This window comes from Sulfuriflexus sp. (assembly GCF_032250955.1).
Classification (GTDB): domain Bacteria; phylum Pseudomonadota; class Gammaproteobacteria; order AKS1; family AKS1; genus Sulfuriflexus.
Genome location: NZ_JAVVES010000007.1, coordinates 26,411 through 52,114 on the forward strand (window position 1 = coordinate 26,411; position 25,704 = coordinate 52,114).

General features: G+C 57.2%; 27 protein-coding genes. 11 read left to right on the forward strand and 16 right to left on the reverse strand.

The genetic code is table 11. The features are described 5' to 3' along the window. The first annotated feature begins 7 nt into the window (after positions 1–7). From lptD to RQ738_RS02065, 6 genes are all read left to right on the forward strand, one after another. Positions 8–2,689 (forward strand): LPS-assembly protein LptD, encoded by a 2,682-nt coding sequence (gene lptD / locus RQ738_RS02040; RefSeq protein ID WP_314161719.1) that lies wholly within the window; start codon positions 8–10, stop codon positions 2,687–2,689. An 18-nt stretch (positions 2,690–2,707) separates the two neighbouring features. Next, complete coding sequence (gene surA / locus RQ738_RS02045) at positions 2,708–3,994, forward strand: peptidylprolyl isomerase SurA (protein ID WP_314161720.1); 1,287 nt, start codon at positions 2,708–2,710, stop codon at positions 3,992–3,994. A gap of 54 nt (positions 3,995–4,048) precedes the next feature. Next, entirely contained in the window at positions 4,049–5,026 is a 978-nt protein-coding gene (gene pdxA / locus RQ738_RS02050) for a 4-hydroxythreonine-4-phosphate dehydrogenase PdxA (RefSeq protein WP_314161721.1), read from the forward strand. Beyond that, complete coding sequence (rsmA, locus tag RQ738_RS02055) at positions 5,023–5,817, forward strand: 16S rRNA (adenine(1518)-N(6)/adenine(1519)-N(6))-dimethyltransferase RsmA (protein ID WP_314161722.1); 795 nt, start codon at positions 5,023–5,025, stop codon at positions 5,815–5,817. Before pdxA ends, rsmA begins: the two co-directional genes overlap by 4 nt. 128 nt (positions 5,818–5,945) lie before the next feature. After that, on the forward strand, positions 5,946–6,446 hold the full coding sequence (gene purE / locus RQ738_RS02060) for a 5-(carboxyamino)imidazole ribonucleotide mutase (RefSeq protein WP_314161723.1): 501 nt from the start codon (positions 5,946–5,948) through the stop codon (positions 6,444–6,446). Next, a complete protein-coding gene (locus RQ738_RS02065; RefSeq protein WP_314161724.1) occupies positions 6,443–7,516 on the forward strand; it encodes a 5-(carboxyamino)imidazole ribonucleotide synthase in 1,074 nt (357 codons plus the stop codon). Before purE ends, RQ738_RS02065 begins: the two co-directional genes overlap by 4 nt. 307 nt (positions 7,517–7,823) lie before the next feature. On the opposite strand, the gene RQ738_RS02070 is transcribed toward RQ738_RS02065, so the two are convergent. The 3 genes from RQ738_RS02070 to RQ738_RS02080 all read right to left on the reverse strand — a co-directional run bounded on the left by RQ738_RS02070 (position 7,824) and on the right by RQ738_RS02080 (position 10,484). Beyond that, the gene (locus tag RQ738_RS02070) at positions 7,824–8,939 is read right to left on the reverse strand and encodes a DegT/DnrJ/EryC1/StrS family aminotransferase (RefSeq protein ID WP_314161725.1); all 1,116 of its coding nucleotides are present in this window, start codon (positions 8,937–8,939) and stop codon (positions 7,824–7,826) included. Further along, complete coding sequence (locus RQ738_RS02075; RefSeq protein WP_314161726.1) at positions 8,927–9,874, reverse strand: Gfo/Idh/MocA family oxidoreductase; 948 nt, start codon at positions 9,872–9,874, stop codon at positions 8,927–8,929. Before RQ738_RS02075 ends, RQ738_RS02070 begins: the two co-directional genes overlap by 13 nt. Before the next feature lie 133 nt (positions 9,875–10,007). Beyond that, positions 10,008–10,484 (reverse strand): hypothetical protein, encoded by a 477-nt coding sequence (locus RQ738_RS02080; protein WP_314161727.1) that lies wholly within the window; start codon positions 10,482–10,484, stop codon positions 10,008–10,010. A 509-nt stretch (positions 10,485–10,993) separates the two neighbouring features. On the opposite strand from RQ738_RS02080, the gene apaG reads away from it, so the two are divergent. Together apaG and RQ738_RS02090 are read left to right on the forward strand one after the other, a co-directional pair. Next, on the forward strand, positions 10,994–11,377 hold the full coding sequence (gene apaG, locus RQ738_RS02085; protein WP_314161728.1) for a Co2+/Mg2+ efflux protein ApaG: 384 nt from the start codon (positions 10,994–10,996) through the stop codon (positions 11,375–11,377). Beyond that, complete coding sequence (locus tag RQ738_RS02090) at positions 11,377–12,204, forward strand: symmetrical bis(5'-nucleosyl)-tetraphosphatase (protein ID WP_314161729.1); 828 nt, start codon at positions 11,377–11,379, stop codon at positions 12,202–12,204. The genes apaG and RQ738_RS02090 overlap by 1 nt, the downstream gene beginning before the upstream one ends. Before the next feature lie 18 nt (positions 12,205–12,222). Here RQ738_RS02090 and folA read toward each other — a convergent pair whose 3' ends face one another. Then, on the reverse strand, positions 12,223–12,711 hold the full coding sequence (gene folA, locus RQ738_RS02095) for a type 3 dihydrofolate reductase (protein WP_314161730.1): 489 nt from the start codon (positions 12,709–12,711) through the stop codon (positions 12,223–12,225). Between the two features lie 78 nt (positions 12,712–12,789). On the opposite strand from folA, the gene RQ738_RS02100 reads away from it, so the two are divergent. Beyond that, entirely contained in the window at positions 12,790–13,587 is a 798-nt protein-coding gene (locus RQ738_RS02100; RefSeq protein WP_314161731.1) for a response regulator, read from the forward strand. Positions 13,588–13,591: 4 nt separating this feature from the next. Here the strand turns inward: RQ738_RS02100 and RQ738_RS02105 are convergent, their stop codons facing one another. From RQ738_RS02105 to RQ738_RS02120, 4 genes are read right to left on the reverse strand one after another with little or no spacing between them, the layout of a single operon-like run. Further along, positions 13,592–14,452 carry a tetratricopeptide repeat protein gene (locus RQ738_RS02105; RefSeq protein ID WP_314161732.1) on the reverse strand — a complete coding sequence of 287 codons (861 nt, stop codon included), beginning with the start codon at positions 14,450–14,452 and terminating at the stop codon, positions 13,592–13,594. A 46-nt stretch (positions 14,453–14,498) separates the two neighbouring features. Beyond that, entirely contained in the window at positions 14,499–15,332 is an 834-nt protein-coding gene (locus RQ738_RS02110) for a thymidylate synthase (protein WP_314161733.1), read from the reverse strand. Positions 15,333–15,360: 28 nt separating this feature from the next. Further along, a complete protein-coding gene (gene lgt, locus RQ738_RS02115; protein WP_314161734.1) occupies positions 15,361–16,146 on the reverse strand; it encodes a prolipoprotein diacylglyceryl transferase in 786 nt (261 codons plus the stop codon). Positions 16,147–16,176: 30 nt separating this feature from the next. Next, the gene (locus tag RQ738_RS02120; RefSeq protein WP_314161735.1) at positions 16,177–17,379 is read right to left on the reverse strand and encodes a class I SAM-dependent rRNA methyltransferase; all 1,203 of its coding nucleotides are present in this window, start codon (positions 17,377–17,379) and stop codon (positions 16,177–16,179) included. Between the two features lie 483 nt (positions 17,380–17,862). On the opposite strand from RQ738_RS02120, the gene RQ738_RS02125 reads away from it, so the two are divergent. Next, entirely contained in the window at positions 17,863–18,162 is a 300-nt protein-coding gene (locus RQ738_RS02125) for a hypothetical protein (protein ID WP_314161736.1), read from the forward strand. A 25-nt stretch (positions 18,163–18,187) separates the two neighbouring features. Then, the gene (locus RQ738_RS02130) at positions 18,188–18,736 is read left to right on the forward strand and encodes a hypothetical protein (protein WP_314161737.1); all 549 of its coding nucleotides are present in this window, start codon (positions 18,188–18,190) and stop codon (positions 18,734–18,736) included. 453 nt (positions 18,737–19,189) lie between these two features. On the opposite strand, the gene RQ738_RS02135 is transcribed toward RQ738_RS02130, so the two are convergent. The 8 genes from RQ738_RS02135 to tpx form a co-directional block, all read right to left on the reverse strand. Next, positions 19,190–19,414 carry a DUF2835 domain-containing protein gene (locus tag RQ738_RS02135; protein WP_314161738.1) on the reverse strand — a complete coding sequence of 75 codons (225 nt, stop codon included), beginning with the start codon at positions 19,412–19,414 and terminating at the stop codon, positions 19,190–19,192. Positions 19,415–19,452: 38 nt separating this feature from the next. Beyond that, a complete protein-coding gene (locus RQ738_RS02140; protein ID WP_314161739.1) occupies positions 19,453–19,866 on the reverse strand; it encodes a hypothetical protein in 414 nt (137 codons plus the stop codon). Positions 19,867–19,943: 77 nt separating this feature from the next. Continuing rightward, on the reverse strand, positions 19,944–20,558 hold the full coding sequence (locus RQ738_RS02145; protein ID WP_314161740.1) for a class I SAM-dependent methyltransferase: 615 nt from the start codon (positions 20,556–20,558) through the stop codon (positions 19,944–19,946). Positions 20,559–20,648: 90 nt separating this feature from the next. Next, positions 20,649–21,437 (reverse strand): adenylate/guanylate cyclase domain-containing protein, encoded by a 789-nt coding sequence (locus RQ738_RS02150; protein WP_314161741.1) that lies wholly within the window; start codon positions 21,435–21,437, stop codon positions 20,649–20,651. A 13-nt stretch (positions 21,438–21,450) separates the two neighbouring features. Then, positions 21,451–22,320 (reverse strand): DUF3365 domain-containing protein, encoded by an 870-nt coding sequence (locus RQ738_RS02155; RefSeq protein WP_314161742.1) that lies wholly within the window; start codon positions 22,318–22,320, stop codon positions 21,451–21,453. Between the two features lie 323 nt (positions 22,321–22,643). Then, positions 22,644–23,576, reverse strand: a complete 933-nt coding sequence (locus RQ738_RS02160) for a carbohydrate kinase family protein (RefSeq protein ID WP_314161743.1) — start codon at positions 23,574–23,576, stop codon at positions 22,644–22,646. 38 nt (positions 23,577–23,614) lie between these two features. After that, positions 23,615–25,060: an aminomethyl-transferring glycine dehydrogenase subunit GcvPB gene (gene gcvPB / locus RQ738_RS02165; protein WP_314161744.1), complete on the reverse strand. Its 1,446-nt coding sequence runs from the start codon at positions 25,058–25,060 to the stop codon at positions 23,615–23,617. An 87-nt stretch (positions 25,061–25,147) separates the two neighbouring features. Continuing rightward, positions 25,148–25,648, reverse strand: coding sequence for a thiol peroxidase (tpx, locus tag RQ738_RS02170; protein ID WP_314161745.1), 501 nt, complete (start codon positions 25,646–25,648; stop codon positions 25,148–25,150). Positions 25,649–25,704: the final 56 nt, after the last annotated feature.

Below are 25,704 nucleotides of genomic sequence, written 5' to 3' on the forward strand. Positions count from 1 at the left end.
ATCACGCGTGAAAAATACTCATAAACTTTTTAGTGCCTTGCTTGGTGCCGGGCTGGTCATATTGCATTCACCGGTTGTGCATGCCGCGAGGTCGACAGGCTGGGACTGTCAAAAGACCCCGGCCGGCCTGTGGGAATGCAACCCCGACGAGACGCTGCCCGCAGCCGCGCCGGCGCCGGCGACGACAGCGCCGATTCAGGGACCCGTGACGCCACCCATCACCGCTCTGCCAGTGGCCGATGAGCCAGAACCGGCACAACAAACCGAGGCCGAGGCCGACCAGGCAACCAGCACCGAGCAGACGCCGGCCAGCAGCGAGGCAGAAACGGTAGCGGCACCGACAGCGGAGCCCGAACCACGACCGACCCCACCGGCCGACACCAGCAATGCCGCCGAAACGGCAGCGGAACAGCCCGTGCCTGAACCGGCACCCGAAACAGAACCGCGCCCTGCTGCCCTGGCCAGCAAACCCCAAACTGCGCTGAGTACAACACGGCCTGTCGCTGTTGCCGACAAGCAAGCTACCGACACCCCGGAGCTTTGCCCGGTCCAGCCCCGGCCGCCACGCATCCCTGTGCCCGCCGAAGGTCGTGCCAGTGCCGAATTGCACCTGAGTGCCGACGAGGCCGATGTGGCCAAGGAAGGTGTTTCACACTTCCGGGGCAACGTGGAAATCAGACGTGCTGATCAGCACCTGAATGCCGATAACATCGATTATGATCGCGACAAGGAACTCCTGCTTGCCAGGGGGAATGTCAGCCTCTATGACAATGAGCTGCGCATTGACGGCGAAACCGCCCGTGTCGACCTGAATGCCGACCAGGGCGTGGTAGAAAAGGCCGACTTCCTGCTTTATGAACGCCAGGGCCGGGGCACGGCGGAAAAGATTCGCCGCGACGGTGCCGGCAACAAGACCCAGCTCGACGTTACCACCTACACCACCTGCCCGCCCGGCAATGAGGACTGGCAGCTGAAGGCCGACAAGATCAAGCTCGACCATAATGAAGGTGTCGGTACCGCCCGCGATGTGTCGGTGCGCTTCAAGGGTATTCCATTTTTCTACAGCCCGTGGCTGACCTTCCCGATCGATGACCGTCGCAAGACCGGTTTCCTCACCCCGAGTTTCGGCAGCTCCGATGATGACGGCTTTGAGATCATCGCCCCGTATTACTGGAATATCGCCCCGTACCGTGACGCGACCCTGACGCCACGCTTCATGGGCAAGCGCGGCCTGCAACTGGCGGGGGAATACCGTTTCCTGAACAAGGACAACGAGGGCCAGTTCAACGCTGAACTGTTGCCGAGTGACGACCTCTACAATGATGACCGTTATCTGTTCGCCTACAGGAATCAGGTTCGCTTCACGCCGCGCCTGACCGCCAACGCCGATCTCAATTATGTCTCCGATGACGAATACTTTGAAGACCTGGGTACTGACATCTCCCTGACCAGCCAGACACACCTGAACCGTTATGTGAACGTGAATTACTACGGTGATTTCTGGAATGTCAGCGGTCTGCTGCAGGGCTATGAAACAGTTGGTAATGCAGCGCAGCCCTACGAGCGCCTGCCGCAGGTTCTTTTCAACATGAACCTGCCGGATCAGCATGGGGGTCTCGACTACGGCCTGCGCGCCGAGGCTGTGCAGTTCGAGCATAGCAGCAACGCCACCGGTACCCGCATCGACATCGAACCGAGCGTGAGCCTGCCACTGCAAAACAACTATGGCTTTATCACCCCGAAGTTCGCCTTGCGCCACACCCGCTATAATCTCGACGATGTTGCCACCGCCATCGATGACAACCCGGATCGTACCGTGCCGATCTTCAGCATCGACAGTGGCCTGTTCTTCGAGCGTGACATGAGCTGGGGCGATCGCAACCTGCTGCAGACCCTGGAACCGCGCCTGTACTACCTGAACGTGGCACACCGCAACCAGGATAATCTCATCGTCAACGAAGCCGGCCAGGACGTGGTCTTTGACAGCGGCCTGTTTGATTTCAGTTTCTCGCAGTTATTCCGTGAGAACCGCTTCAGCGGGGCCGACCGTATCGGCGACACCAACCAGCTGACCGCCGCGCTGACGACCCGGATCATCGATCAAAACAGCGGCCTGGAACGCTTGTCAGCGAGTATCGGCCAGATCTATTATTTTGAAGATCGCAAGGTTAACCTGCCGGGGGTAGCCGACCAGACCGAAAACAGCTCTGACGTGGTCGCGGAGGTCAGCGCCCGCCTGACCCGGAACTGGAGCGCCCGTGCCGGTGGCCAATGGGATGTGCATGACAGTGTTACCGAGAAAAGTGTATTCTCCACCCGTTACCAGCCCGATGCGGATCGCGTCTTCAACCTGGCCTACCGCCATCGTCGCGGCCTGCTCGAGCAGGTCGATACATCGGTCAGCTGGCCTGTCAACCGGCAGTGGAACGTGGTCGGACGCTGGAACTATGCGCTGGACCGTTCCCGCACCATTGATGCCTTTGCCGGCTTCGAATATGAAAGCTGTTGCTGGATTGGTCGCGTCGTCGCGCGGCAGTTCATCAATGACCTCGATCAGGAAGACGAAAACTTCGCCATCCTGTTCCAACTTGAGTTAAAAGGCCTCACCAGCTTCGGTGACAAGGTCAACAAACTCATCGGTGAGGGCGTCCTCGGCTATGGCCGCGATACCTTTACCGACGAGTTTTAAGTTTGTAGAGAAAATATCATGCGTAGTTTTATTCTGTTAGCCGGTTTACTGGCCGCCCTGTCTGTGCAAGCCGCCGTCGTGCCGGTCGATCGTATCGTTGCCGTGGTCAATGATGATGTCATCATGAAAAGTGAACTGGAGACACGTTTACGCACCATCAAGGGACAACTCCAGCAACGCAACACGCCGTTGCCGCCGGAAGCGGACCTGCGCAAACAGGTTCTCGAGCGCCTGGTCCTGAATCAGCTGCAGCTACAGGCCGCGACCCGCCTGGGCATCCGTGTCAGTGATCAACGCCTGAATGCCTCCATCGCCCGCATTGCCAGCCAGAACAGGCTGAACATTGCCGATTTCCGCCGCACCCTCGAACGTGACGGCTTTGACTTTGATGTCTTCCGTGAAGATATCCGTCGTGAAATGATCATCAGCCAACTGGTCCAGCGTGCCGTCAAACAGCGCATCAACATCACCGAACAGGAAGTCAGCAACTTTCTCGCCACCAACCAGCAACAATCTTCTGCCGCTGATGAATACCGCCTGTCGCATATTCTCATCTCGCTGCCCGAAGCGGCCAGCGCCGAGCAGGTAGAAGCGGCACAGCGCAAGGCCGATGCCACCGTCGCCAAATTGCGCGCCGGTGCCGACTTCAGCCAGGTTGCAGCAACCAGCTCCGCCGGCCAGCAGGCCTTTGAAGGCGGGGATCTCGGCTGGCGTAAAGTCGCCCAGTTGCCCAGCCTGTTTACCGACATCGTAACCGGCATGGGCAAGGGCGATATCAGTGACCCCATCCGCAGCCCGAGCGGTTTTCATATTGTCCAGGTCGCCGATGTCCGTGGCCAGGAGCAACGCCATGTCACCAGGCAGAGCCTGGCGCGGCATATTCTCATCCGTACCGACGAACTGACCTCGGACGCAGATGCGCGTAACCGCCTCACCCAGTTGCTGATCCGCCTTGAGGGAGGAGAAGACTTCGCGACCCTGGCACGCGCGCATTCCGATGACCCCGGTTCGGCCGCCAACGGCGGCGAGCTGGGCTGGACCAGCCCCGGTGCCCTCGTGCCACAGTTTGAGGACGCCATGAACAAGCTCGAACCGGGACAGATCAGTCAGCCGTTCCAGTCCCCCTTCGGCTGGCATATTGTGCAACTGATGGATCGGCGCGCGCATGATGACACCGACCAGTTCATGAAGAACAAGGCCCGTGAGTTCCTGACGGAGCGCAAGGTCGAGGAAGAGACCGAGACCTGGCTGCGCCGACTGCGTGACGAGGCCTATGTTGAATATCGCCTGGAAGACAATTTTTAATCGCACGCCCAAATAGCCACTGCGCACATCGCCGCCAGGCGATACACTCACGCCATGAATGACATCCCCCCACGCCTTGTTATCACCTCCGGTGAACCCGCCGGTATCGGTCCGGACCTGTGCCTGCAGCTCAAGGCACCGCCCGCCGCCGAACTGGTTGTGCTGGGCGACCGCGAACTCATCGCCCGGCGCGCCCAACTGCTGGACATCGCCTTCGACTGGCCAGAATACGATCCCGACATAGTCAGGCCCGGCCAGATCAGTTTGCAGCATATTCCGCTCGAGGTCCCCTGCGAGCCCGGACAACTCGACGCAGCCAATGCGAATTACGTACTGGCATTAATCCGCCAGGCCACCATGGGTTGCCTGACCGGGGAATTCGCCGCCATGGTCACAGCACCGATTCACAAGGGCATTATCAATGAAGCCGGCGCACGTTTTAGCGGCCATACCGAGTATCTTGCCGAACTCTGCAACATCGACACCCCGCCGGTGATGATGCTGGCCACCGAGGGCCTGCGCGTGGCGCTGGCGACCACCCACCTGCCACTGGCCGAGGTTAGCCGGCATATCAGCCGTGAATCGCTGACCACGATCCTGACTATCCTCAACAATGAATTGCGCTCGCATTTCGGTATCGAGACCCCCTCCATCCTGGTCTGCGGCCTGAACCCGCACGCCGGGGAAAATGGCCATCTGGGCCGTGAAGAGATTGATGTGATAGAACCCGCGCTGGCTGCCTTGCGCGAACAGGGGCTGCGGCTGCAAGGCCCGCTGCCGGCCGATACCCTGTTTACGCCCCCTTACCTGGAGCAGGCCGATGCCGTGCTGGCCATGTATCATGACCAGGGTCTGCCGGTCCTCAAGCATATGGGCTTCGGCCGGGCCGTGAATATTACCCTCGGCCTGCCAATCATCCGTACCTCGGTCGACCACGGCACGGCCCTCGACCTGGCCGGCACAGGCCGGGCCGATGCCGGCAGCATGGCGGTTGCCATCAACACGGCACTCGAGATGGTGCGCGCGGCATGAGTGGTGGGCACCGGGCACGCAAGCGCTTCGGCCAGAACTTCCTCAACGACGCCAATATCATCGCGCATATTGTTGATGTGATTGATCCGCAGGCCGGTGATCACATGGTCGAGATTGGCCCGGGCCAGGCCGCCCTGACCGTGAAATTACTCGAACGGCTCGACAGGCTCGATGTCATCGAGATCGATCGTGACCTGGTCGCCCGGCTCGAAGACCTGCGCGTGCAATTCCCCGGCCTGACCATCCACAGCGCCGATGCACTGCGCTTTGACTACCGCCGGTTACAGACTGATGATGAGCCACTGCGCGTGGTCGGTAACCTGCCGTACAACATCTCCACGCCGTTGCTGTTCCACCTGCTCGAGCAGGCCACGATCATCCGGGACATGCACTTCATGCTGCAAAAGGAAGTCGTGGAACGCATGGCCGCGCAACCCGGTGGCAGTGATTACGGTCGCCTCAGCATCATGGTGCAGTACCGTTGTCAGGTCGATAACCTGTTCCGCGTCCCGCCCACAGCCTTCCGTCCCGCGCCCAAGGTCGATTCGGCCATCGTGCGCCTGGTCCCCCATGCCGAACTGCCGTACCCGGCCCGTGACGAGCAATACTTCGCCCGGCTCGTCAATCACGCCTTTACCCAGCGGCGCAAGACGCTGCGCAAGTCACTAAAATCCTATGTCGCGGCGGCAAAGATGGAGGCCATCGGTATCGACCCGATGCGTCGTCCCGAGACGCTCAGCATTGCCGAATTTGTTGCCCTGGCAAACATCCGGCCCGAAGACGAACACTAGCCGGGGAACCGGATAGAATGCATATACCGAGTTTATCGGGTCTGAACGGCCACTTTTACGCTATAATTGCGGTTTAGCCATTTGCACGGCGGCGAAGTAGCGGCCTCGCATCAACCGGAGAGCAAAACATGCAGCCATTAGTGGGCATCATCATGGGTTCCACCTCTGACTGGGAAACAATGAAATACACCACCGAGGCGCTCGAGGCGCTCGGCATCGCCTACGAGGCAGAGGTCGTTTCGGCCCACCGGACTCCGGACAAGCTGTTTGCCTATGCCGAGGCCGCCGCAGGGCGTGGCATTGAGATCATCATCGCCGGTGCTGGCGGCGCCGCCCACCTGCCGGGTATGGCCGCGGCGAAGACTATCCTGCCCGTACTCGGTGTGCCGATTCAATCCAAAGCCCTCAATGGCATGGATTCATTGCTTTCCATTGCGCAGATGCCGGCCGGGATCCCCGTCGGCACCCTCGCCATCGGCAAGGCCGGCGCCACCAATGCCGCCCTGCTCGCGGCTGCCATGCTTGGCAACAAATACGGCGAGATCCGCGAGGCCCTCGAGGCCTACCGTAGCGCGCAGACAGAACGCGTGCTCAAAAACCCGAACCCCAAGAACGGCAACGGCGAATGAAAATAGGTGTCCTCGGTGGCGGGCAGCTGGCCCGCATGTTGTCACTGGCCGGCACCCCGCTCGGCGTCGACTTCGTGTTTCTCTGCCAGGCCCACGATGCCTGTGCCGCAACCGTGGGTGAACACCTGCATGCCCGCTTTGATGACAAGGCGGCGCTCGAGCAACTCGCCACGCAAGTTGACCTCCTCACTTACGAATTCGAAAGCGTGCCTGCCGAGTCTGTCGAATACCTGGGCAGCCGGCTACCGGTTTACCCGCCGCCCGGGGCGCTGGCCACGGCACGGGACCGTTGGCACGAGAAAACCCTGTTTAATGAACTGGGGATAAAGACGGCCGACTTCATCAACCTGAACAGCTTCGAGGATCTGCAGCAGGCCGTGCCGCGCATCGGCCTGCCGGCGATCATCAAGACCCGCACCGAGGGTTACGATGGCAAAGGCCAGCGCCTTATCCGCGACGAGAGCGAGCTGGCTGCGGCATGGGAGGCCATGCTCGATGTCCCTGCAATCATCGAGGCTTTCGTCCCGTTTGCCCGCGAGGTTTCGATCATTGCCGCGCGCAGCGTCTCTGGCGAACTGGCCTTTTACCCGCTGACCGAAAACGAACATCGCGACGGCATCCTGCGCAAGTCCACTGCGCTGGCCAATGACCCGATGCAGGGACTGGCCGAGTCTTATGCCCGACGCCTGCTCGAACACCTCGACTATGTCGGCGTGCTCGCCATCGAGTTTTTCCAGGTCGGTGATGAATTACTCGTTAACGAGATGGCGCCGCGCGTGCACAACTCCGGGCACTGGACCATCGAGGGTGCCGAGACCAGCCAGTTTGAAAATCACATCCGCGCCATCCTCGACTGGCCACTCGGTTCCACTGCCCTGCGCGGCCATGCCGTGATGCTGAACCTGATCGGCGACCTCCCCGACAGCAAAAAAATCCTCGCCCAGCCACATGCGCACCTGCACCTGTACGGCAAGGACGAGCGCCCCGGCCGCAAGGTAGGGCATATTACAATCTGTGCGGAGAATGAAGCCGAGGTGAACGCCTGCATCGAGGCGATCGGGCCAGTTTGATTTTTAAAAGCCCAACGCAGAGGCGCGGAGACGCAAAGGTCGCAGAGTAACTTCAGAATAACCCGATTTTGTCTATTCAGATATGGCGACTCTTACCGCGAAGGACGCCAGGTATCGCAAAGTAACTGAAAAACCTTGGCGTAACTTCGCGTACTTTGCGGTTGAATATTTTAATCGACAGGATTATAAGAAATTAAAATTACGGCGCTAACAACACTGCGCTAATCCTGTAAATACTGTCCAATATTTTTTAGATTTATCTTTGTGTTCTCTGCGCCTTCGCGTCTCTGCGTTGGGCTTTTAAATATTACCCAAGTGCTTTCAGGATCGTATCGGCCATACGTTCGACGTGTTCCATCTTCATGGCCGGGTAGACCGGCAGGGACAGGGCTTCGGTGCTGGCCTTGTCGCAGACCGGCAGGTCGCCGACTTTGTAACCCAGCGGTTTGTAAATTTCCTGCAAATGCAGGCCCAGCGGGTAACACAGCGAGCTCGGGCAACCATTGTCGTTCATGACCGCGCGCACACGATCGCGCTCCGGCATACGCACCGTGTAGAGATTAAAGGCATGACCGCCGTCAGCCGGCAAGGTCGGGGCCATGACCGCGCTGCCGGCAAATAGCTCGGTATAGCGGGCGGCGATGGCGCGGCGGCTGGCCACATCGTCATCGAGCTTGCGCAGCTTGATGCGCAACAGCGCCGCCTGGATCTCATCGAGGCGACTGTTATAACCGACCGTATCGTGCATAAACGGCGCGCTGGCACCGTGGTTACGCAGCTTCTTGAGTTTTTCAACAACCGCTTCGTCGTCGGTGGTGATCACGCCGCCATCACCGTAACAACCCAGCACCTTGGTCGGGTAGAAACTGAAGCCACCAGCGGTGCCAAGACTGCCGACGCGCTTGCCGCCGACATCGGCACCATAGGCCTGGGCGGCATCTTCGATAACAGCAAGGTTATGTTCTTTGGCGATCGCGTTCAGTTCCAGCATGCGCGCCGGGTGACCAAAGATATGTACCGGCAGAATCGCCCGGGTCTTGTCGGTGATCTTTGCCTTGACACTGGCCGGGTCGAGTGTGAAACAGTCCTCGAGGATATCGGCAAACACAGGCGTGGCGCCGGCGAGGCTGATGACCTCGGCGGTGGCATAAAAAGTATATGGTGTGGTGATGACCTCGTCACCAGGGCCAATGTCGAGCGCCCGCAAGGACAACAACAGTGCATCGGTACCGTTGGCGACGCCGACGGAGAACTTCGTGCCGACATGCGCGGCGAGTTCTTTCTCGAAGGCCTGCTCGTTCGGGCCGAGGATATAGGCCCCGCGCTGGCCGGTCTCGTGAATGGCGGCAAACCATTCCTTTTCGAGCGCGTTATATTCTCCGGAAAGATCCAGAAACGGGATGGGATCGTTTACGCCAGACATGCAGTCATTTTCTCCTTGATGATATGAGCGACACGCACGGCCTCGAGGGCGATGCGCCCGGTAACCAGCGGTGTGCCGTTATTTTGTACGGTGTCGATAAAGGCCTCGAGCTCGGTATTCAGCGGCAGGCGCGGTTCAATATCGAGTTCTTCGGTGACAATCCTCGGCCACTGCTCGCCGTCGGCGGGCGGCCTGGTCGTCGCCATCGTGATTTGTTGATTGGTGTAATCCAGCCCGTAGTAATGCTGCTGCTCAAAGATACGGATGCGGCGTTGCTGCTTGGTTGAGACGCGGCTGGCCGTCACATTCGCCACCGCGCCGCTTTCAAACTCAAGGCGCACATTGGCGATATCGATGTGGTCGGTGATCACGGGTGTACCGTTGGCCGAGATACTCGTGATCGGCGAGTTGACCAGCGACATAACGATATCGATATCGTGGATCATCAGATCGGTGACCACATCGACATCGGTCGCGCGCGCGACGAAGGGACCGATACGGGTCACCTCGAGGAAGCGCGGGTTTTCGATACGCTCGGCCAGGGCCATGACTCCGCCATTGAAACGTTCGAGATGCCCGACCTGAAACACGACACCGGACTTTTCGGCGTGCTCGACCAGCGCCAGGGATTCCTCGTAAGTCGGGGCCAACGGCTTTTCCATGAGCATATGGATGCCGGCATCAAGAAAGGGTCTGGCCATCTCCAGGTGCAGGGAGGTGGGCACGACGATACTGACCGCATCGACCTTGCCAATGAGCTCGGCCGGTTCGGTATAGGCGGCGCAGCCGTGGGCGGCGGCGACCTTCTCGGCCGTGGCCGGGTCGGCATCAACCACGCCGACCAGCTCGACGTTGTCCATGTTCGAATAGATTTTTGCGTGGATATTGCCCAGGTAACCGACGCCCACAACGCCGACTCGGATAGGTGATGGCATGAAAAAATGCTCTAAAAAATCAAGAAACCGTCTGCAGGGCGAGGTCTGAACCGCCCAGCCACCCCCGTTGGGTGACTAAAGGCGGGTATTTTAGCATTGCTTGGAAAATTCTGCCTGTTCTGTGGGAAATAGCCTACCAGCGATTGCTCAGGCCGAAATACAGCAGCGGCTTGTTGGTGAGCGCCTCCGGGTTTCCGGCCTCGATTCCCAGGCTCATGCCGAAATGGCGGTATTGCTGCTTGACGACGACACCGAACTGACGGCGCTCAGGCGCTGTGTCATGCAGGGAGGCTCCGGACAGGCCATAAACCTGATCTGTACCGAGTAAGGCACGGCGCGTGTAGTACCAGACCATGCCGAGGTCCGGGCGCTCTTCACTGGACAGGCGCAAGGCGGTGCGATGAGGGAGGGTCCGCTCGGCGGTGTCGCCCATCCATTGCGAACAGCCCTGCCACTCGCCAATCGCCTCGCCACAACCGTTCTCGGCATTCAAACTGATGCCCCAGTACGCCTTGTCGGCCGCATTCACGGTTGCCGTGAGCAATATGCCCAGGCATACAAAAACCGTGACCGCGAATAATAAATCCGGCTTCGATTTGCGTCTGTACATGCTTGCCTCCTTACCCACACCGGTGGGATGCCTGGCGCATATTCTCCATATCCTGCACTTTTCTTCCGCGATGGTCGTCACAGCAAAAATGGACCTGGCGCACATTCCGGGGACTACATTGCGTGCGCCTCTAATCATCGTATCGGCGCCACGCCAGCCGGCTAAAGAACCCATCTCTGGAACTGTGACCTGGTGCACACTGGAATGATGATTGCGGATTGATGATTGATGATTGATGAATTCACCTGTTTTTTCTGCCAGAACAGGAGATTCCGTGCGCCGCACGTGCTTTCCCGATATTCGGGATCTTCGCCTTGTTTTTCAATCATCATTCATCAATCCGCAATCATCAATCCGTCAGTCCGTCAGTCCGTCCCGACGCTTCATACCTCAAAAAACCTGTCATTTTTTCAGAAAGTTATGCCCCTCCTCCATTGGGCTATTCAATCCGTCGTCCGGGCAGGGTATCCTTCGTCTGACAGAATCTCGCCCACCAGCAGGTAGCAAGCATGACTTTTGAGTCAGATCACAATATTCATATCGACGTTGAGACCGATTATATCCCTGAGCAATCCCTGCCTGAGGCCAATCGCTACGTCTTCACTTACACGGTTACCATCCGCAATGACGGCAAGGTTCCGGCGCGCCTGATCGCCCGCCACTGGGTGATCAACCATGCCAATGGCAAGGTCGAGGAAGTCCGTGGCGAAGGCGTCATCGGCGAGCAGCCCTATATGCGGCCCGGCGAAGGTTTCCGCTATACGAGCGGCACGGTGCTGGAGACCCCTTACGGCGATATGACCGGAAGTTACCAGATGCTCGCCGATGACGGCGCGGAATTCGACGCCGAGATCCCGGCCTTTTCACTGACCACGCCCAATACCCTGCATTAATGGCGAGTTACGCCATTGGCGACATCCAGGGTTGCCTGCACGAACTGCAGCGTCTACTTGAGCACATCCATTTTGACCCGGCGAATGATCGACTCTGGTTTGTGGGCGATCTTGTAAACCGTGGCCCCGACTCGAGTGGCGTGCTGCGTTTTATCAAGGCTCTCGGCGAGCGGGCCAGCATCGTGCTCGGCAACCACGATCTGCACCTGCTGGCCGTCGCCGAGGGCCACATGAAGTATGCAAAACAAGACAACCTGCGGGATGTCCTCGAGGCTGAAGATCGGGATGAACTGCTGCACTGGCTGCGGCATCTGCCTCTGCTGCACCATGATGCACAACTCGGGATAACCATGGTGCATGCCGGCCTGCCGCCACAATGGGATCTGGCCACTGCCCGTGCCTGTGCACAGGAGGTTGAAGGCGCACTGCAGGGTTCGGACTACGTGGACTTTCTTGAGCACATGTACGGTAACCTGCCCGATCGCTGGGATGAACAGCTCGGCGGCATTGAGCGCCTGCGCTTTATCACCAACTGCTTCAGCCGCCTGCGCTACTGCGACGCGCAAGGCCGCCTGGCGCTGGATGAAAAAGGCCCGCCCGGCAGTCAGCCGGCCGGCTACCGACCCTGGTTCGAACTCGAAGACCGTCGTTCACGCAACGACACGATTATCTTCGGTCACTGGTCAAGCCTCGGCTTTGTCGACACTGACAATGTCTATGGTCTCGACACCGGTTGCCTGTGGGGGGATTCCCTTACCGCCCTGCGCCTTGAAGACCGTCAGCCTTTCAGCATCGACTGCCCGGGGGCTCGCAAGCCGGATAAATAAGCCAGCGGTTTCCAGGGATTATTTTTCGAGGATCATAAACGTACAGGCATACGGGTTCTTGTCATCGGCCGCGTGTTCCTCGCGGCTGATCTCCTTCCAGTCATAGCCCTCATAGTCAGGGAACCAGGCATCGCCTGCAAAGCGACCATGCACGCGCGTTAGATAGAAACGATCCGCGCGCGGCAGCATCTGGGCATAAAAAGACGCCCCGCCGATGATCATGACCTCGCCGGCATCGCCGGCCGCGGCCAGCGCCGCATTGATATCATGGACAATGATGGCGTCAGCTTCAGGCTGATAGTCTTTATCCCGGGTAATGACGATATTGGTTCGATCCGGCAAAGTCCGCCCACCGAAAGACTCGAATGTCTTGCGCCCCATGATGACGGGCTTGCCCAGGGTATGTTTACGGAACCACCGCATATCAACCGGCAGCTTCCAGGGCAGGGTATTATCGATGCCGATCACGCGGTCATCGGCCATTGCGGCGATCAGGGATATTTTCATGTCTTGTGTCTTGAATAATTGAATTTGAAACCCGGCGGCTCCTCGCCAGCCGGCCAGACTATGCTAAGATGAATAACCATGAGCAGTGTAGCAATAGAACAATTACAAGTCCTGCTGGTGGAACCCTCTTCGGCCCAACGCCGCATCATCGAGTCCTATCTGCGCCAGTTGCGAGTCGAACACATCCACTTGATGCCGCAGGCACAACAGGCCCTGGAATACATCCGCGAACATCCGCAGCCCGACCTGCTCATCAGCGCCATGCACCTGCCCGATATGACCGGCACCGAACTGTTACAGCAGCTCCGTAACGGCGGGCAGCATGCCGACACACCGTTCATGCTCATCTCCAGTGAAACCCATTACCGCTACCTGGAACCCATCCGCCAGGCTGGCGCCATTGCCATCCTGCCGAAACCCTTCGAACTCGAGCAGTTGCGCACGGCCCTGTATTCAACCCTGGATTATTTTGACCCCGGCGACCTGCAGACACGTTCCATCGCCAATGAGGACCTGAACGTCCTGCTTGTCGATGACAGCAGCCTGTCGCGGCGTCACCTGGTGAACATCCTGCGTTCGATGGGCATCGAGAACATCACCGAGGCCGAGAACGGCCAACAGGCGTTTGAACTGGTGCAGGCCAATTACTATGATCTGATTGTCACTGACCTGTACATGCCGGAGATGGATGGCAAGGAACTGGTCGAACAGGTACGACAGAACAGCCAGCAGGCCAGTGTGCCGATCCTCATGGTCTCCAGTGAACAGGATGAGAGCCGGCTGGCCGTGGTCCAGCAGGCCGGTGTTACCGCCGTCTGTGACAAACCCTTCGAACCGAAAAACATCAAGCAATTGATCGAGAAAATGCTCGACTAGCTGTTCAGAACAACAGCAACGACATCTTCCGCCGGTACTCGACCGTCAACGGGTTCTCCGGCCCCAGCATTTCAAACAAGCGTAACAGCCCCATGCGCCCGGCATCCTCATTATAGGCACGGTCACGCTTCATGATTTCGAGTAACTGCTCAAGGGCCGCGACATAGTTACCCTGGCTGACGTACACGGCACTCAATTGCTCCCGCGCCTCGCAGTCATCAGGGTCGGCCTCGACGCGTGCCAGTAATGTCTCGGCCTGCATACCGTTCCCAAGCCGGGCGAGTATCTCGAGTTGTGCCTTGATCGCCGCGATCTCCGGCAGCGTCCGCATCTCCGCCGGCAGGTTCTGTATAAAGGCCTGCAAGGTGTCAGTTTGTTTGTGCTCAAGCAGGACACGCGCATAGGTCGTCTGCACGCGCGGGTTATCCGGGTCCGACTCCGCGGCCTCGCGCATATGCTCGATGGCCGCCTCGATATTGCCCTGCTCGTACTCGGCGACCGCGGCGGCCAGCATCGCATCCGACTCACGCTGCAGGTAGTTGTCCAGCTTGGCGAGGATTTCGGACTCGGGCAGAGCCCCGGTAAACTCGTCCACAACCTCGCCGTTCACGAACAGCTTCACGGTCGGCAGGCTGCGTACACCGTACTGCTGGACAAGCGCCTGTTGTTCGTCACTGTTGACCTTGGCCAGTACCAGCTGGCCGGCAAAGTCGGCGGCGATCTTGTGCAGAACAGGGATGAGACTCTGGCATGGCTGGCACCACTCGGCCCAGAAATCGACCAGCACCGGCAGCTTGTGCGAATTCTCAACTACAACGCTCTCGAAATTGCTCTCTTCAACATCAAAGATATAAACATCGGACATGGTATATGTCGGGCCTCCGGGGCAGGGTCAGGTTAAAACGTCGTCGCTAGATCGCGACAGGGGCCTTGATGTGCGGATGGGCTTTATAAGCAATCAATTCAAAGTCTTCAAAACGGAAGGCAAAGATATCTTTCACCGCGGGGTTGATCTTCATGGTTGGCAACGCATAAGGGGTGCGACTGAGTTGCTCTTCCACCTGTGCGGCATGGTTGCTGTAAAGATGGGCATCGCCCAGAGTATGGATAAAGTCACCGAGCTGCAGCTCACAGACCTGTGCCAGCATCATGGTCAGCAATGCATAGGAGGCAATATTGAACGGCACGCCGAGGAAGATATCCGCACTGCGCTGATAGAGCTGGCAGGAAAGTTTGCCATCAGCGACATAGAACTGGATAAAGGCATGGCAGGGGGCCAGTGCCATCTTCTGCCGTTTGACGTTTTCCTGCGGGGAGATGCTTTCGTCGGGCAGGTCCGCTACGTTCCAGGCATTAATGATGATGCGGCGCGAGTCCGGATTATGCTTTAACTGTTCAACAACGGTCCGGACCTGATCGATGTGACGCCCATCGGGGGTCGGCCAGTTACGCCACTGGTAACCATACACGGGACCGAGATCCCCGTTCTCATCCGCCCACTCGTCCCAGATCTTCACGCCGTTGTCTTTCAGGTAGCGGGTATTGGTGTCACCCTTCAGGAACCATAACAACTCATGAATAATCGAGGGCAGGTGGCACTTCTTGGTGGTCACCAGCGGGAAACCCTGCTGCAGGTCAAAGCGCATCTGGTAACCAAACACACTTTTTGTGCCGGTGCCGGTGCGGTCGCCCTTTTGCGTGCCGTTATCGCGCACGTGGCGCATGAGTTCGAGATACTGCTGCATGGTGCTGCTGTCTCCTGAAAACGTCTTCTTAATTATTCTTTGCTGACCGGTAGGCCCACCACATGAGTGCGCCGCCGCCGATGATCATCGGCAACGACAGGGCCTGTCCCATGGTGAACCAGTCAAAGGCCAGGTAGCCGAGCTGCCGGTCCGGTTCACGCACAAACTCGACCAGGAAGCGGAAACTGCCATAGCCAAGCAGAAACAGACCCGAGACCGCCATGCGTGGCGGGGCCTTATTGCTAAACCACCAGAGCATGACAAACAGCACCACGCCCTCGAGGAAAAACTCGTACAACATCGACGGGTGACGTGGCAACGGCCCGCCCGTGGGGAAGACCACGGCCCAGGGCAGATCCGACACCTTGCCCCACAACTCGGCATTGATATAGTTACCGATGCGTCCCGCGCCGAGACCGAGCGGCACCAGTGGCGCCACAAAGTCGGCAACCTCGAAAAAGCCTTTCCGGTACCGGCGGCCGAACAGCCACATCGCGATCAGCACGCCGATCAAGCCGCCATGGAAGGACATGCCGCCCTTCCAGACCTCCCAGAACTGCGAGGCCTCGCCCGCCGGCAAAAACGGGTTGTAGAACAGCATATAACCAAGCCGGCCACCGGCGATGACCCCGACCGCGGCATAGAAGATGATGTCGCTGACCTGCTCGGCATTCCAGCCCGAGCCCGGCTGACGGGCACGCACGGTCCCCAGCCACCAGGCCAGCGCGAAACCGGCGAGGTAGGTGATGCCGTACCAATGAACCTTGAAGGAACCGATACTGAAGGCAACCGGGTCGATATCGTGAATAATCATAAGTTAATTATCTTAACACGCCGTCCGCCGTCAGGGGCGGAACACGCGGAGGATGAAGGTCTTAAGGTAACGGGTCTCGGGGATGGCCGGATGCACGGGGTGATCCGGGCCCTGGTAGCGTTGCTCGAGTATCTGGTACTGGCAGCCAGTGTTACTGGCCGCCTGGGCCAGCAGGCGCAGGTACGCATCTTCGTGCAGGTGGTGCGAGCAGGACGAGGTGACCAGAATGCCGTCTTTCCCCAGCAGGCGCATGGCCTGTTCATTGATACGCCGGTAGGCCTGCTGCCCGGCCTTCACATCCTTGCGACGCTTGATAAAGGCCGGCGGGTCCACATTCACGACCTCAAAGTGATCGTCACCATCGCTACGCAGCGACTTCATGACCTCGAAGGCGTCACCCTTCATGACCGTGACCTTATCGCCAAGACCATTCTGTTCGGCATTGGCCGTGATGCCGGCACAGGCCGTGGCCGAGGCATCCACGCAGGTCACGGCGCGGGCACCAGCGGCCGCCGCGCCGATTCCCCAGGCGCCGAGATAGGCGAACACATCCAGTACCCGCGCCTCGCGGACATATTCGCGCAGGCGCAGGCGGTTATCACGCTGGTCAAAGAACCAGCCGGTCTTTTGCCCTTCCAGTACCGGCACTCGGTAACGCAGCCCGCCCTCTTCGACCTCGACCACATCCGGGACGTCTCCAAAGGCCGGCGCGACGTAAGTCTCCAGGCCCTCCTGTTCGCGGGCACTGCTGTCATTACGCCACAACACGGCCTGCGGCTTAACAACCTCGAGCAGGGCCGCAAGCAGGGTCTCGCGCGCCTGCTCCATACCGGCCGTGGTGATCTGTATCACACAGAGTCCGGCATAACGGTCGATCACCACACCGGGCAGGCCATCGGCCTCCGCGAAGACGAGGCGGTAATAGGGTTTCGGGTACAGACGTTCGCGCAATAGCAAGGCCCGCTGTAAATGTTGTACAAAGTACGCATGGTCCAGCGCCTGGCCGGGCCAGGTGCTGATAAGGCGGGCACAGATAAGGGAGTGAGGGTTCACATACGCCGTCCCCAGCGGCTTGCCATTGTGGGCCAGGACAGTCACCAGCTTACCGGCCTCAAGGCCGGGCAACGGCGTCACCTGTGTATCGACCTCGTTACTGTATACCCACAGGTGGCCGGCTCGCAGGCGGCGATCTTCTTTTTTCTTTAGCTGCAAAACATCTATATTTTTATTCATGGCTGGAGATTGTACCGGTTGCGTCAGCCGTGCAGGAATAAAAACAGGCCGTGAATCATGAAAATGCGCTCTTGCCGCTGCTGACCTGCCCCGCTGGAGCCGGTATCAGGAACATGATGTTGAACGGAGCCACAAGGGACAATGCGATGACAGAAAACCCAGCGGGCGCGATGCACCGATCTTCGCCGTGTCGGTAGCACATGTACGGTTTCCCTCTCGGCACGCCTACGCCAGATGCTGGAAAAATGCAGTTTACGCGCCTTAAAAACTATCTCATTGTTTTACAAGGTAATTTTATATTCAGAAGCCCCTTCACAGAATAGTTATATTCTCATATAATGCTGGCTTACTACATTTTGCATTATTTCAAGTTGTATTATATATACAACATTGTTTCATAAAAACAACTAAGCGCTGTTTTATGCAATGAAGAATAATAATGAGCATGGTGAAAGAATCCTTGCCCGCAGGAGATAAGCTCTAATGAATATCGACGTTTTCACCTTTATTACCGCATGCGCCATCCTGATCATGTTCTATTGCCTGTGGCTGACCCTGAAGCTGAAAAGCAGCATCCCCGGTGGTCTGGTAGGTAAGAAATGGGGGATGCTCACCGCGCTGGTCAGCCTGTTTACCCTCGGTTACCTGGCCACCCCGTTCTTCAACCAGCTCCCTGAAGACATGCTGCGCCTGATCGTGGCACTCATCTTCCTGTTCGGGGCTATTTATGTGGTCATCACGGTCAAGCTCATTCATACCGTCATTACAGAATTAATGGAGTAATCGCCTGTTTCAGGGGGATACACACATGAATATCGACATCCTGTATAGCCGCACCGATAAGGGCCACAGCGCCCTTACCGACAAGTATATGAATCTGCCGCATTCCCTTAAGCGGGCACTGATCATTGTCGATGGTTCCCGGGATGTCGGTGAACTCCATACCATGGCGCCCTTGTACGATGACCTGGATGAAGCCCTGCAGACACTCGAGTCGGAAGGCTTTATTGAGCCGTCTGCGAGAAAAAGCCGGCATCAGCCGAAATCGGCGACGACAAACAAACCCGGGGCGGTAGGGAAAACAGGCTCTGAAGCAAGCCATACTGATCGCAACAAGAGCATCAAGTGGCGGCTGATCAGCCTTATCCAGGTTGAGTTAGGCTCGAAACTGGATCCGAAAATCAAGGCGACGGCAGAGAAAATGATCCGTGATATTTCCGCCCTCGCGGAAGACTATGATGCCCTCAGTGTCGCGTGGAAAAAGTGTGTAAAGGTGACCAAGATCACCATTGACGAGGAGCTGGCCGAGACGATCCGCCGTCGCGGCGAAGAGCTACTTGTGCAATTAAAAAATTAAATCGACAACCTTCTCCGTTCCACATTTGCCGTGCCTAGCGCACGGCTTTTTTTTGCCCTGACCCATCGGAGATGGGTAGGGTACTCATAATGAACCTCGTAGATGGCTCATAGAAGCTTTCCAAGCTTCATCATGAGTACCCTACTCCATTTCCAATGTCGTCAGGGTATCTATGAGTGGTGAAATTATCAGCCACAGAAGCAACATAGACCGCACAAAACAGGAAGGTTACACGGATGAACCCTTCAGGGTTCTTTGCGCATCGAGGCCTTGTAACTTAGGTGAATGATTAGTAGTTCTATCAGAAGGCCAGGATGAAGGAGTAAATAAAACAATGTGTTATCGAATCTAAATCCCCTCACCCTACCCCTCTCCCGGAGGGAGAGGGAATTAACGGGACAGCACTGAAATGAAGCCCCGAACGTGCCTCATAGAAAATAAGACCCGGTCAACTCAGAGCCTGCGCAGCTCAAGCATCTTATTGTTTTCATCGGTCAAGAGTACAAACTGCCCTCTTATACCGTCCTTGGCTACATAGGGGCGAAGGGCCGCGGCCGGGAATTTAACCTTCAGCCCCTGGCGCGTGTTTACCAGCACGCTTTGCGCGCTACCCTGATAATAACGCAGGTAATCGGTCGCGCTTATCCGCAGACTAAAGTAATACTGCTTCTCTGCCATGGCTCGTCTGAAAGCTGGTTAAAGGTAGCGCGAGTATATCAGTCTATGTCATGGATAATGTCAAAAACCACGCGGGTATCGCGGTTCATAAGTACGATATCGGTACCCACCTTTAGTCGCACGTAACCATTCGGTAGCGATGAAAGCCTTGCTTCGAGCGCGCCCGGCAGGCCACGCCCTTGCAGGCCTGGCGGCAGGCGCTCACGTTTCGCCAGCCCCGGAGGCAGGTTACCGCCGCGCTTGGCCAGACCCGGCGGAACGCGTTTGCTCTTGTTGTTTTTGCCGTGCTTGCGGTAGTAATCATGAATCAGGTCACGATCCCGATCATTGAAACGGATATCAACATGGGCATTTCTATCGTGCATGACCACGCGACCCGATGTATTCGAGGGGGCCGTCACACAACCGACCAGGCCTGTGATGAATAACAAAAGAACTGCGAGATGTTTCATTTTTTTTGCTCCGTTATCGTTGCCTTTAACTATAGCAGTCTTCCGCCTCCCAGCCAGTGAATATGTCACGAAAACACTTATTTCACCGCGACACCACGGTACATATAACCGATCAGCCGCGGGGTCCTCGGCATACAGAAGTTTTCCACGTCGAGTGAGGCAAAGCCGATCTTCTCGACCAGGGCACGAATATCCCGGTTCAGATGACAGCCATCGCCGATAACCTGCTGTAGCGGGTCGAGTCGATGTTGCCAATGCTGGACTGCCGGGTCATCACAGAGGCCGTGTTCGAGGAAGATAAAGCGTCCACCCGGTTTCAATACCCGGTGCACTTCCTGTAAGGCCTGGTCAACGCCCTCGATACTGCACAGGGTCCAGGTGCTGACCACGGTATCAAAGCTGTTATCCGCCATCGGCAGGGATTCACCGCTCAGTTCACAGCGCTCTACTGTAATCGGACTTTGTGCAATGCGCGCATCTGCGTAACGACGCATACCGGGATTCGGATCAATGGCGGTGAGTTCAGAGACGCTCTCGGGGTAATGCGGCAGATTCAGGCCGCTGCCAAAACCGATCTCCAGCGCCCTGCCGGATACCCCGGCAAGCAACTGTTCGCGTTCACTGGCAAACGGCTCTCCGGACATCAGCCAGTTCATGCCCCAGGGAAACAGTACATTGGAATAGAAGCCCATATTGACCTCGGAACATCATTATTAGCGGCTGCAAATATTGCCAGAAATCCATGATGCGTTACACAGGACTAACAACGAGAACTGATGAAATCACTTACCCGCCATGGACAGGAAGGCCTTGCGATTCTCGGCAACATCGATCTCTTCGGCCAGTAACAGGTAAAGTTCGTTAACCGAGCTGGCCTGTTTGGCGGCACGTTCGACCAGTAATTTTGCCATCGGGCCGATGTAGGCAGCCAGGTGCGTTTGCGCACTTTCAAGGTGCTCCTGGTTAAGATCAACCACTGGCGCGGTGGTTTCAATAATGTGCCTTGGCCCGGCCTCTATCAATTTCAGGGCATTGGCATCATTTAATACTTCGTAAACGGCATGCTTGCGCACATGTTTATCTTCATGCATTCCGATGTAATTGAACATGTCCTCATAGTTTTCAGAGATAGCATTAACCACATCGAAATAGGAACGTGAGACGAGTAACTGGTCAGGTTGGGCGAAGGCCATAATGCGTTGGGCCACGTTAATAGCATCACCGATCATGTTGCGCTGACCATTGATATCTTCAACAATCTTCACCGGACCAAGATTGATACCAGAACGTACACTATAGGCCATTTCACAATTTTCCGCCGATCGCATGAAGGCATTGCGCAGGCCGATAGCCAGATACAGGATGTCTTCCGGGTCACCTAGATAACAAATCGCGATGCCATCACCTGTATCAAGCTTGACACTATCCTCGTCTGACAGGCAATCGATTGAATTGGTAATAACCGAGTTGAAATGGTCTTTTACCCGTATTTGATTTTCAATGGAGTGTCGCGAATAGCCGACAATGTCCAGAAATAAAACACTACTTAACCATGTTCGGTTACTGCTCATATTTATCCCCCGTCTAGGAAAGCATCTTCATTGCCTTTTCAAGGCTGATACGCATACGTTCAAAGGACGTGGCCAGTTGCGTAATTTCGTCATTACCACGAGCGATGAAGGCTGGCGCGTCCATATTGCCATTGCTAACCTCATCAGCAATATGGGACATTTTCACCACTGGCCGAATAATGAATTTTCTCAACATGAGGTTAAGCAGAACGAAGATGCACAGGAAGATTATCAGCATAGAGGCCATGAAAATACGGAATGTTTCATCAGCTTTCTTCACCGGCAAAGACAACGGTACACTGACGATCTGACTGCCAACTACTTCATTGTGCTGCCAGCCAAAACCATTGGCCTCCCCGTAAAGCTTGCGCATGCTCATGGGTGCACTGTCGACCGTGCTATGGCAGGCCAGACACGCCTCGTCGGTAATACGAATCGGGCGCGCCAGATACAGTGAGGTACCACCAGGGGTTTCACGTTCACCGATAACTTCTTTTATCTGATTATCATTGCTAAACTGCTGGATAATATCCGTTTCCCAGTCCGTGGCGCGATCCCGCGGATTGGTCGGATTAAGTGTGGCTTCTTTGTAAGAGTACTCCGGATTCTTTTCCCGCAAGGCATTGAAGTTCTGGGTAGCAGCATAGGACGGCACGGTCTGCGGCAGGAACTTCTTTTCCAACTGTTTGCTCAGCAACGGCTTGACTTCCTTGATGGTGTAAGAGCGTATAGCCAGTGCCGCCTCCATCATCATGTCGGCATGCCGGATCACTTCCTCGCGGGCATTTTCCTGCAAAACGTAATTTGAAACATAGCCAACCACGCTCAGGCCAATCGCGAAGACGAACGCCAGAACCAGGTTAAATTTGGTGGAAATTGTCATACTAAACCCCCGCTGCTCAGACACTTTTTTAGATTTTTACAGCCCCGCCATCATCCGGCACTGTGTCTTCAATGTCCATACCCTGAAAGATTCACCGCATCGATCCGAGGCCATGCGCAAGGAAAAACGACCATAAAGGCTGCTGTTCAGGGCAGCTGGCAAGGCTATCAGGCCTTGGATGGGCCGGGGGCGGCCATCCAGGGCATTGGCCTCTACAACCGCATGCCTCTGGGCGGCGAGGAGATGTGCAGGCCGTGATGGCCGAAGCATTGTTGCCCGCCGCTGGATTTATAGCCGGGGTTTTGTTGTCCCCTTAATAAAACTTACAGGCAATAACCAAAGGCTTCCTTGAAGCGGGCATCAAACTCATCACGGCTGAAGCTGTGATTCTGTGTGCCATGCTGTTCTATCTTGATTGCCCCCATGAGTGACGCTATCCGGCCGGTATTTTCCCAGTCCATATCCTTCATCATGCCGTACAGCAGGCCGCTACGGAAGGCATCGCCACAACCGGTCGGGTCATTCAGTTCTTTTGCCGTCGCCGCCGGGATATCGATCCGCTTGCTGGCCGTGTAAATGTGCGAGCCCTCGCCACCAAGGGTCACAATGAGCGCGTCGACACGCTCGGCGACTTCGTGTGGCGACAGGCCGGTACGATCCTGCAGCAACTGCATCTCGTAATCATTCACGGTGACATAACTGGCCTGCTCGATGAAGGTCTTCAGGTCATCACCGTCAAACATCGGCATCCCCTGGCCCGGATCGAAGATGAACGGGATCCCGGCTTCGGCGAACTGGCGAGCATGCTCGATCATGCCATCACGTCCATCCGGGGAGACGATCCCCACGCTTACGCCACTGGCTTCCTCGACCCTGTTCTCATGCGAGAAACCCATGGCCCCCGGGTGGAAGGCCGTGATCTGGTTATCGCTCTTGTCAGTGGTGATAAAGGCCTGACCGGTATAGGTGTGCGCAAGCTCCTTGATGTGGCGGCGCGAGATACCGCACTTGTCCATCCAGGCCGCGTACGGCGCGAAGTCATTGCCGACCGTTGCCATCGGCAGGGCATCGCCCCCCAGCAGGTTCAGGTTGTAGGCAATATTGCCGGCGCAACCGCCGAACTCGCGGCGCATGTCCGGCACGAGGAAGGACACATTCAGGATATGCACCTTGTCCGGCAGGATATGGTTGGCGAACTTGTCATGGAACAGCATGATGGTGTCATAGGCATAAGAGCCACAGATCAGTGCCGACATTGTTTTTCCCCTATTCTTTTGGTTTTTGATAAATAGCCTTATGGCTTCCAGACCAGGTCCAGCTCACGTGCCGCCTTGACGTCATCAAGACGCCGTACCGGCAAGGTATGCGGTGCGGTCTTGAGCATGTCTGGCGCGGTCTTCGCCTCGTCGGCGATCGCGACCATGGCCTCGATAAAACCATCCAGCTCTTCCCTGGCCTCGGTCTCGGTCGGCTCGATCAGCAGGCACTCCGGCACCAGCAACGGGAAATAGGTGGTCGGGGCATGGTAACCATGATCCAGCAGGCGCTTGGCAAAGTCCATGGCATTGGTGCCCTGCTCTTTGGCCTCGCGGCGCAGGGTTACGATGAACTCGTGCGTGGCCCGCCGGTTCGGGTAGGCCAGTTCAAAACCGGCGTCGCGCATCTTCGCCAGCATGTAGTTCGCGTTCAGGGTCGCAAACTCGGCAACCCGGTGCATGCCCTCACGGCCGAGCAGGCGCGCATAGATATAGGCGCGCATGAGCACGCCGGCATTGCCCATGAAGGTCGACAGGCGGCCGATGCTTTGCGGTACATCCTTTTCGGTCAGCCAGCGATAGCTATCGCCCTCTTTCGCCACCATGGGCACGGGCAGGAACGGCTTGAGGCGCTCGTTGACACCCACCGGACCGGCCCCCGGGCCACCGCCGCCATGCGGGGTGGAAAAGGTCTTGTGCAGGTTCATGTGGATGACGTCAAAGCCCATGTCACCCGGGCGTACCTTGCCGAGAATGGCATTCAGGTTGGCGCCGTCATAATAGAGCAGGCCGCCGGCCTCGTGAACGATGCCGGCAATCTCCTTGATCTTGCGTTCGAAGACCCCCAGCGTCGAGGGGTTGGTCAGCATCAGGCCGGCCGTTTGTGGACCAACAGCGGCCTGCAGGGCCTCGATATCGACATCGCCATCCTTGTCAGTCGGGATCTCACGCACCTTGTAGCCGCACATCACGGCAGTGGCCGGGTTGGTGCCGTGGGCCGCATCCGGAACCAGTATCTCGTTACGCGCAGTATCGTTACTGGCGTCATGGTAGGCACGGATCATGGCCACGCCGGCAAACTCACCCTGCGCTCCGGCGGCCGGGGTCAGCGAGACCTCGGTCATGCCGGTCACATCCTTGAGCATTTCCTGCAGCTCGTACATGCAGGCCATAAAACCCTGGGCATGCGTTTCAGGACCCAGCGGATGACGGCCCAGGAAGCCCGGCAGCATCGCCAGCGAGTTGCAGGCGCGCGGGTTGTACTTCATGGTGCAGGAACCCAGCGGATAGAACTGCGTGTCGATAGAAAAATTTTTCTGCGACAGCCGCGTGTAGTGACGCACGGCCTGCATCTCGGAGACCTCCGGCAGGGTTGGCACGTCTGCACGCAGGAAACTGGCCGGGATAGTCGAAACATCCGCAAGCTGTTGCGGGGCCTGCGCCGGGTCACGACGACCGGGTCGGGATTGTTCAAAAATCAACATGTGTTTTTCCTACAGTAAAAATATTGATGAAAGCGGAATGATGATTGCTGATTGGTTTTCAGTTCATCGATCATCATTCATAAATCATCAATCTAATGCTGCGATAGCAGCATCGTAATCTGGTTCCTGCGCGATCTCCGGCACCATCTCTGTGTAAACCACCTTGTCGTTTTCATCCAGCACGACCACGGCACGGGCGGTGATGCCGGCCAGCGGGCCATCGGTGATCAGCACGCCGTAGTCCTTGGCAAAGGACCTGGAACGCATCAGCGATAACGGGATCACCTTGTCGGTACCCTCGGCACCACAAAAACGGCCCATCGCAAACGGCAGGTCGGCGGCAATAACCAGCATCACGGCATCAGCGTGGTCCTTGGCAAAATCGTTAAACTTTTTGGTCGAGGTCGCACAAACCGGCGTGTCCAGGCTTGGCACGATATTCAGCAGTTTTTTCTTGCCGGCATAATCCGCCAGGCTGCGGTCATTGAGTTCGGCATCAACCAGTTTGAAGTCCGGGGCCTGACTACCGATGGCCGGTAAGTCACCATTCGTGTTGATCTCGTTGCCTTTCAGGGTAATCGTTGTCATGTTTTCTTCCTCTTAATGGCCTTGATTGCGCGCCGGACTGCAGGCATCAGCGCATT